We start from the raw sequence: 7,836 nt of genomic DNA, 5'->3' as shown, positions 1-7,836 counted from the left end.
CAGTTCCAATATGTGGTACCATTAAGTCAGTACAAAAATTGCACCATGGGGGTGTGATTCACAAAATGGAACCTAGTTGGAAAGAAATAATTATTGCAATTATGAGCAGTAAAAATCCAGATCAGTGCCCTGAGTGTCGAGAATCGGGAATTAAACATAAATTTGTTGGAGACGAAGTCACACGAGTTTGTTTTTTAGCAATTTGGTGTGAATCATGTAACCAAGGTATACACATATCTAGGACACGGGCTCCAATACTTGAGGAAATTATCCCCTTTAGTAATTCAAATAGCGGTGTAATTCCTTATTATAAATTATTAAAAAAACGAATTTTCTAACGCTTTATGTAATAAAGACCCCTCAGAGAAAAATAGTTCAGTACCAACAAAATGAGGCTGCCGCGACATATAAACGGCAGCCTTATTGAAGTAACTGGCAGGATAGTTACAAATAAAGGAAAAATTTCTATTGCAGAGAATAACTTATAATAACATTTTTGGGGGTACTCGCATGTGGATATCAAATGAAGTAAAGCGTGGGTTTCCACCTGATTTTAAAGTAAAGTATAGATTTTTTAAGAAGGAAGAAGGAGGTAGGAAAATACTTCCTAGACAAGGATATAGAAGTGATTTTGCTTTAGAAGGGGATTTTTTAGAGACAGGGATTGAGTTGAGAGTCATCCACCCTGAATTCGAATATGAGAACGGAGAAATAATTATTAATGAGACATGTTCAGTTTTAGAATCAGGGACCGCTAGAATGTGGATAATGTTTCCTAAAGCACGAGAGGAAAGACATATTCATGATATTAAAGTAGGACTTAAAGGATATTTCATGGAGGGACCAAACCGTGTTGCTGAAGCCGAGATTATAGAAATTATCGGTCTATTTACAAACCCTAGAACTGAATAGAGATAGCTTTAAAGTTCTGCTAACGGGAGACGATAGTTCAATCACAACATGAAGGCAGCCGGCATACAATCGACTGCCTTTGTTGTTGAGGTAACGGACAGACAGGGTAACATAAAACGGAAACAGAATAAAGAAATAAAATACTACTGCATTCTATCTAGTGGGAGGGGCAAAGTGGACTTTTTTATAAAAAACATATTGATCTACTTGATTATTGCGTTGGTAATTATATTAGTGTTACTACCATTTAAACGTCTACAAGATATTTATAAAGTGCTTTTTAACAAAGTACTTCCTTACATTTTAATGTTATTTTGGATATGGGTACTTTTTAATACTTTATACAGAATAGTTGTTACTCCTGAAACAGTTCGAAATGATTTTTTTAATTACCTACAAAGCGAAAGCATGCTTATTACTATAATAGTTTCAGTTACAATGTTGCTTTGGCAAGGATGGAGAAAATTAAAAAGTTACCGGGAGTGACTAGTCTAAAATTGGTTATGACATTAAACTAACGGGGAATTTTAGCGCAACCATTTCTAAATAAACACGTCTAATCATTATGCATATTTTGGAATTATGAGTAGAAAAACGCGTCCTTCAATATATATTAAATTAAGTTAAGGATGTGATTAAAAGTTGAAAAATAATGATTACACTGAACTTAATAAAAAACTATTTGATGGACTCTGGAGTACTCTACAGGAGCAGGAAGATGCTTATAACACTAAATTTTTAAAAGAATCTTTGAGAAGAGTAGAAAAAAATGTATCAAAGAATAGTTCAGTGGGTGTGTTAAAAGAATTAATTATTACACCATTATTTTGGTATGTATTAATAGCAATTTTAGTATGCATTCCCGCTATTTTCTTTCTAATTGTATGGGTTCTAGGATTACATGAGTGAAAACCAAGTTGTATTAATAAAGCAAAGAAAGTATCAATAGATCAAGATGATTCCTAAGCTCTAACTGGACACTATAGTTCAATCACGACATGACGGCAGGCGGTACACGACACGATCGGCGGCCTTTGTCTGTTGAAGTAACGGGAGTTTTGCGTAGTAGTGGTGGCTGAGTATATTCTTTTAATAAACTAAAACTAATAGAAAAATTCAGTGACTTATCAATCGAGATTTAGAGGAGTAGTTTAATGATTCATATTTTAAAGCTTATTCAAGCCGTAGGTGTAGTAGGGACAATGTATTTTCTATTATGGTTAGTGGTTGGGACATTGTTTTTTGATGACCCTACCATAACTTACAGTGGATTTCTTTTGTATGTTGGGAAATACCTCGCTATTTCAATTCTTCTACTCATAATATCAAGGTGGTCCATATTTAAGTACATGCAAGCGAAGGCAAAGAAATAATATGGTATCTGTTAATGTACATAAACAAGAACACCCTCTATGAGTTTTTATGTCAGTCGCAAATTCCTTTTTAAAGTGAAATCAGATTAAGCTAAAGGGCAGATTAGTTCTGAGTAAAAATATTTACTTGATAATATGTTGTTGGTATAATTTAGGAGGGATTAATAAGCAGCCAAAGGGGGTTTTAAATTTGGAATTTGGACTTCCCCATAAAAAGTTTTACGCCAAAAGACCAGGATCCCTTGTTAGTACGATTACTGGAGTGTTAGAACCTCTTTGGTTATTGTATGCGAATACTAGTGAGGCCAGAGAGAAAAACGGCGTTTGGTCTTTACGAGAAAACTCCCCTAATTACTCTACATGCCCTACATGTAACGGCACAGGCACTGTCATTAGTGATATTGATCCAAGCCGTATGATAGCAACCGAACTCTCACTTAAAAAAGGAGCGGTGCTTTTATGGGCGGGTACTAACTGCGGACCTGTTGTAAAGATTAGAGAATTAGCCAAAATGATAGGAATTGAATATGAAAAGCCACTTGCTGAGCAGGATAGGCAGTTTACCGATATTTTACTTTATGGATATGATAAGGCACCTGTTATGTACGTTCACAAGAAGAAGGAACATAATAATTATTATCGCGGTTGCGTTTTCGATTTGAAATATTTGCGTGATGCAGGGACAACTAGTAAAGGAAACCTTTGGGCGATTAAATTATTCTCCCATCATGATAAGTGTCCGAGTTGTTCCGAAATCGTGTTGAAACTTGAACACTTAATTATGGGGAATTCCCTTTCAGATGTGTTGAGAATGCCGATTTCAGAATCATTATTGTTTGTACAGAAATTGCGTAATGGTCGCGACACGAAAGTTTTAGATAATTATTGTGAATTGATTAATGATATAGAATTGCGCCTGTCTTATCTAAATAAGATTGGTCTAAAATCTCTTTCGGTTTTCGATGTTAAAGTCTCGGAAAATCCAAAAGTTGGTTCAACTAACGGATACGATAGTTGAGGAGCCGCTTTGGCAACTCCTTTTTGATTCCATTGAAGTAAAAGGAAGATTGAAATGAAATAGTTCAGGGGGATTTCAATTTGAATTTAACAGAATGGTTGGAAGATTGGTATTTATCACAGTGTGATGGAGATTGGGAACATTGTTATGGACTGAAAATCGGAACGCTTGATAATCCTGGTTGGAGTGTCAAAATAAACTTGCAAGAAACTACTTTAGAAAATAAACCATTTGAAAGTTTGGTCAAAGAAAGAACCGAGCATGATTGGATACATTGTAGGTTGAAAGAAGGGTACTTTGAAGGGTTTGGTGGTCCTAAAAATTTAGGGGAAATTCTTTTAATCTTCAAAGATTGGGTAGAATTGAACTAACTGGGAACTATAGCTTAATAAATCACTAATGAAGGCAGCCGACATTAAACGGCTGCCTTTTCCCTGCTAACGGGCAGGATAATTCAATAATAATACGAATAACTTAAGATGTAATTTTTCTACGAATTTCATACAAATAAGACGTTAAATGAAGTACGTCGAAAATAAAGGAAGTGCTACATAATGAGGGTTACTGTACTAGGTTGCGGAAGATGGGGATCTTTTTTGTCGTGGTATGCAAATAAGATAGGACATGAAGTCATGTTGTGGGGAAGAGAAGAATCAAAAAATTATCAAAATATTGTACATAACAGAACAAATGAATATTTAAGATTACCTCAAGACATACGTTTAACGAATGGTATCGTTGACGCCATTCAGTTCTCAGATATCATTTTTATCGCTATTAGTGCCCAGGAACTTAGAGGTTTTGCAAAGCAGTTAAATTCAATGGAAATTGCAAATAAGACATTTGTTTTATGTATGAAAGGACTTGAAATGGAGTCTGGAAAAAGACTCTCACAGGTTTTCATCGAAGAGATACATTCATCTGTAAATTTAGCAATTTGGGTTGGTCCCGGTCACGTACAAGATTTTGTACAAGACATCCCGAACTGTATGGTTATTGATTCAGATAACGTGAACACGACTAAATTGCTTGTCGACAGCTTAGGAAGTGAGACGATACGATTTTATTACGGGCAAGATTTATTGGGAAATGAGATAGGTGCTGCAGCGAAGAATGTTATTGGAATTGCAGCGGGTATGCTGGATGGATTAGGTTATGCAAGCTTGAAGGGAGCCTTAATGGCTAGGGGGACAAAAGAAATTGCGAGATTAGTAAAGACAATGGGTGGTAACGAATTAACTATTTATGGTTTAGGGCATCTCGGTGATTACGAAGCAACCGTCTTTTCTAAGCATAGTCATAATCGACGTTTTGGTGAGGCACTTGTAAAAAAAGAGACATTCGAAAAATTAGCTGAAGGAGCGGCAACTGTTAAAGCATTATTGCGATTGTCCACCAAGTATGATGTGGATCTTCCAATCTGTGAAGCTGTTGATTCTGTTATTTCTGAAGGAAACGATCCAAAAGAGCAACTGATAAAATTATTTATGAGACCCGTGAAATTTGAAAGCATTTAAACTAATAATAGCGTCGTACTTCAGCTTGTATCTAGTTCGTGGGTAAGTGTTAAGTATTACGCTAACGGGACACGTTAGCATAATTACCAGGGAGTAGATCGCCGTGGCAAGCAGCTGTTCCTTTCTTTTTTAGGTAACAGCCAGTTATGCCTAAAAAATTGTTCATAGTGCAATTTGAATATGGAAAACTAAGAATTCTACCTCTGCAAATCATGGGAAAAGAAAATGACTTATTGATTTAACCAAATTGAAATGAGGTACGAGCAATGAGTAAGCCTGAAAATTTCTTTTCTGAGGAAGAAATCGAAGAAATTGAAGCACTCCATGATGGAACTGAGGCAATGAGTGTTAACGGCGAACAAATCATTTGTTTTAGAATTTTACATGGTTTGGTACAAAAGAAAATTAAAATTACGGATGTTTCTAGAATTGAATTATTGACTGCTTACGCTCAATTAAAGGGTATCATAAATACATTTGATTCGTGGGGATTTGTTGATACAAAACTTTTAGGAGTAATTGTTAACAAAGCCAAAGGACTATTTTTAAGCGAACTAGAAAAGCGTTAAAGTAAATAGATTTATCCCTTGATCGGCTCATGCCTTTTAGCTTTAAATCAAGCCACCTTGCGATTGCTAGGTGGTTTTTTTTGTGCCGCTGTATCGCTTATAGTAATAGCACTCAGTGAGTGTATAAATAGATATGGAATGCTGCTGGGTGACAACCACTTTATCCCATTCCCGACGGAGGGCAGGGAGGAATTTTGACCAACTGATTAAGCTAATGGTCAGGTTATTTCCAATATGTGTTAAAATTGAAAGACTTCTGTTGCTCGATCTATGAATTTCAAACATTATTTATGGGGGTTAAATTTATGTTGAAAATTATTAGGATATTAGGTATTATGTTTAGTTTATTTGTAGTTTCAATTGCTATTTATTCCTTAGTAGCTGTGGTGGATTTACCAAGAAAATCGATTATATCATCATGGATGATGGTTGGTTTATGTTTTTCACTAATATTTAATGGGATATCCTCTTATTTCCCTCAGAAAAAAAGAGCTGGATTATTCATGAGTGGAGTCGGCGTAACAATATTAATAATAGTCTTAGTTAAATTCCCATTTTAATGGTGAGACAAGCCTCTTCCTCAGGAAGTAACCATATTTACATATATGTTTCTGTATTCGTCGCTCAACTAACGGATACGTTAGTTCAGGAACTAAAAAGTAAGGCTGCCGCGAATAGATCGGGCAGCCTCATTAAGCAATTGGGCAGATTAGCTGAAGCATTACAAGGTGTTTTAAAGCCTTTCCCACGCCAGATGGTATCTATTTTTATCTCATCTAGTATGAGTGACAATTCCTATATTTTAGTTGCAATCACATCACTTGCCTTCTAAAGTCATTCCTTCTGTTATCAAGTTTCAGGGTTTTTGAATTGTGTTCAACTCATCATATAACCATTCATTAACCTCTCTAACAATTTCAAATTTATTATCCTCGGAGACAGTATAACCTTGATGACTAAACACATCTTGAATAACTTTCTTCCCCTCAGGATCATTAACGATAGCAATAAATGCGTCCTGAATCTTTTTACGCCATTCCGGATGCATATCCGAACGAACAGAAATGGTATCGTTGGGGATTTTACTTGAAAATGCAAGGATACGTGTGTCATTCATAACATTAGGGTAATCTTTCAGCATATTGGTTCGAATATCTTGAAATACAGCGACAGCGTCTACTTTGTTATTCAGCAGTCCTTGAACTGCTTTGTCATGTCCCCTGAATTGCTCGCCTGTTACATTACGAAAAGGGTCTATTCCGTTCTTTAACAACAAATATCCTGGATAAACATAGCCTGCAGCTGAGGTCACACTTTGCCATCCAATTTTTTTATTTTTTAAGTCCTCAATGCTTTGGATAGGCGAATCTGCTCTAACGAGAAACATTGCTTGATAAAAATCAACAAGTTCTTGAGTTGACTTTCCAGTTGGAGTTTCTACACCATAGCGTAATGCCTGCAACAGCACATCGACTGCTTTAAGGTTATCATGTGCGTAAACATAATAAGAGGGTGGCAAAAAACTTAGATCAATAGTCTTAGCTTTCATAGATTTAACTACATTGTTATAATCTGTATTGACACTAAATTCGACGGGGATTTCAAGCTGTTCACTAAGCATTTTCTCAAGGGGTTTTGCTTTAGCCAGTAAAAGTTCCGCCATTTGAGAAGGGACGAATTGAATCCTTAGTTCGCTGGGTACAAAAGAAGCAGAAGATGCGGCACTATTCTGATCCAAAGAGTACGGACGATATTGCGATGTATCATCTAATACCTCAGATGATGTAACAATCTTAACCTTCTGATCAACAGAATTCCAAGTTACCAGAGCCCCGAAAGTTTCGGCAATAAACCTTACCGGAACCATTGTATTCCCGTTATTAATATAGGGAACACCGCTTAAAACAACGGCCCCCTTATTGATATAAGCAAACTGTGAGCCAATAAAAAGTTGAACAGATATGTTGTCTTTTTTAGCAACAATACTCTGATCCTCTTTATTCCAAGTAACCTGTGCATTTAGCGCCTCGAAAATAGGCCTCATAGGAACCATGACAGTCCCCTGATGATTAACAGGCGGAACTTCAAGATGAAGCGTCTGATTATCAATCACAATATTAGCCATGAGAACGTTGTCAGCCATTGCTAACCCATTATTAAAACAAAATAACATGCTAAGTAAGAAAGTGCACAGTGCTGTTTTTAGAGTCTTCATATATAATCCCCCTATAAATCTTTTATATTTCTGATAAAACTATCGCTTTATCTCATATTACCATATTGTGGAAGGTTTGTAGGCAGGCAAGTTTGCAACAAAAAATACCGGGTAGCATCTGCAGCGGGGATTCCCCTTAAGAATTTCGCCACTATTAAACTAAAGGGCAGAATAGCTCAACAGAGAGTCCCTGATCCCCTTCGTTGCATAATCTATTTTATGTTAAAATAGA

At 36.1% G+C, this 7,836-nt stretch carries 9 protein-coding genes; 8 read left to right on the top strand and 1 reads right to left on the bottom strand.

Annotated features, from left to right (window positions below; genetic code table 11):
* The 8 genes from GC097_RS33965 to GC097_RS29185 form a co-directional block, all read left to right on the top strand.
* On the top strand, window positions 1–338 hold a 338-nt coding region (locus tag GC097_RS33965), incomplete at its 5' end, for a hypothetical protein (protein ID WP_216625934.1).
* A 172-nt stretch (window positions 339–510) separates the two neighbouring features.
* Window positions 511–912, top strand: coding sequence for a hypothetical protein (locus GC097_RS29215; protein ID WP_171686798.1), 402 nt, complete (start codon window positions 511–513; stop codon window positions 910–912).
* 642 nt (window positions 913–1,554) lie between these two features.
* Entirely contained in the window at window positions 1,555–1,821 is a 267-nt protein-coding gene (locus GC097_RS29210) for a hypothetical protein (protein WP_171686797.1), read from the top strand.
* A gap of 654 nt (window positions 1,822–2,475) precedes the next feature.
* Complete coding sequence (locus GC097_RS29205; RefSeq protein ID WP_171686796.1) at window positions 2,476–3,303, top strand: excinuclease ABC subunit UvrA; 828 nt, start codon at window positions 2,476–2,478, stop codon at window positions 3,301–3,303.
* Between the two features lie 80 nt (window positions 3,304–3,383).
* Window positions 3,384–3,674 carry an immunity 53 family protein gene (locus GC097_RS29200; protein WP_171686795.1) on the top strand — a complete coding sequence of 97 codons (291 nt, stop codon included), beginning with the start codon at window positions 3,384–3,386 and terminating at the stop codon, window positions 3,672–3,674.
* Window positions 3,675–3,857: 183 nt separating this feature from the next.
* Complete coding sequence (locus GC097_RS29195) at window positions 3,858–4,820, top strand: NAD(P)H-dependent glycerol-3-phosphate dehydrogenase (RefSeq protein WP_171686794.1); 963 nt, start codon at window positions 3,858–3,860, stop codon at window positions 4,818–4,820.
* Between the two features lie 266 nt (window positions 4,821–5,086).
* Window positions 5,087–5,389, top strand: a complete 303-nt coding sequence (locus GC097_RS29190) for a hypothetical protein (RefSeq protein ID WP_171686793.1) — start codon at window positions 5,087–5,089, stop codon at window positions 5,387–5,389.
* A 305-nt stretch (window positions 5,390–5,694) separates the two neighbouring features.
* Complete coding sequence (locus GC097_RS29185; RefSeq protein WP_171686792.1) at window positions 5,695–5,949, top strand: hypothetical protein; 255 nt, start codon at window positions 5,695–5,697, stop codon at window positions 5,947–5,949.
* Between the two features lie 296 nt (window positions 5,950–6,245).
* Here the strand turns inward: GC097_RS29185 and phnD are convergent, their stop codons facing one another.
* A complete protein-coding gene (gene phnD / locus GC097_RS29180; protein ID WP_246294532.1) occupies window positions 6,246–7,604 on the bottom strand; it encodes a phosphate/phosphite/phosphonate ABC transporter substrate-binding protein in 1,359 nt (452 codons plus the stop codon).
* Window positions 7,605–7,836: the final 232 nt, after the last annotated feature.

The organism is Paenibacillus planticolens, assembly GCF_013141725.1.
GTDB classification, from domain to species: Bacteria; Bacillota; Bacilli; order Paenibacillales; family NBRC-103111; genus Paenibacillus_E; species Paenibacillus_E planticolens.
Note: the sequence above shows the minus strand (reverse complement) of the source record. Positions and strands in the feature narration are given on the sequence as shown.

What these genes read in the sequence shown, in the direction of transcription:
- GC097_RS29215 (WP_171686798.1), top strand. Translation starts at nt 511, where the DNA reads ATGTGGATATCAAATGAAGTAAAGCGTGGGTTTCCACCTGATTTTAAA.
- GC097_RS29195 (WP_171686794.1), top strand. Translation starts at nt 3,858, where the DNA reads ATGAGGGTTACTGTACTAGGTTGCGGAAGATGGGGATCTTTTTTGTCG.
- GC097_RS29190 (WP_171686793.1), top strand. Translation starts at nt 5,087, where the DNA reads ATGAGTAAGCCTGAAAATTTCTTTTCTGAGGAAGAAATCGAAGAAATT.
- GC097_RS29185 (WP_171686792.1), top strand. Translation starts at nt 5,695, where the DNA reads ATGTTGAAAATTATTAGGATATTAGGTATTATGTTTAGTTTATTTGTA.
- phnD (WP_246294532.1), bottom strand. Translation starts at nt 7,604, where the DNA reads ATGAAGACTCTAAAAACAGCACTGTGCACTTTCTTACTTAGCATGTTA.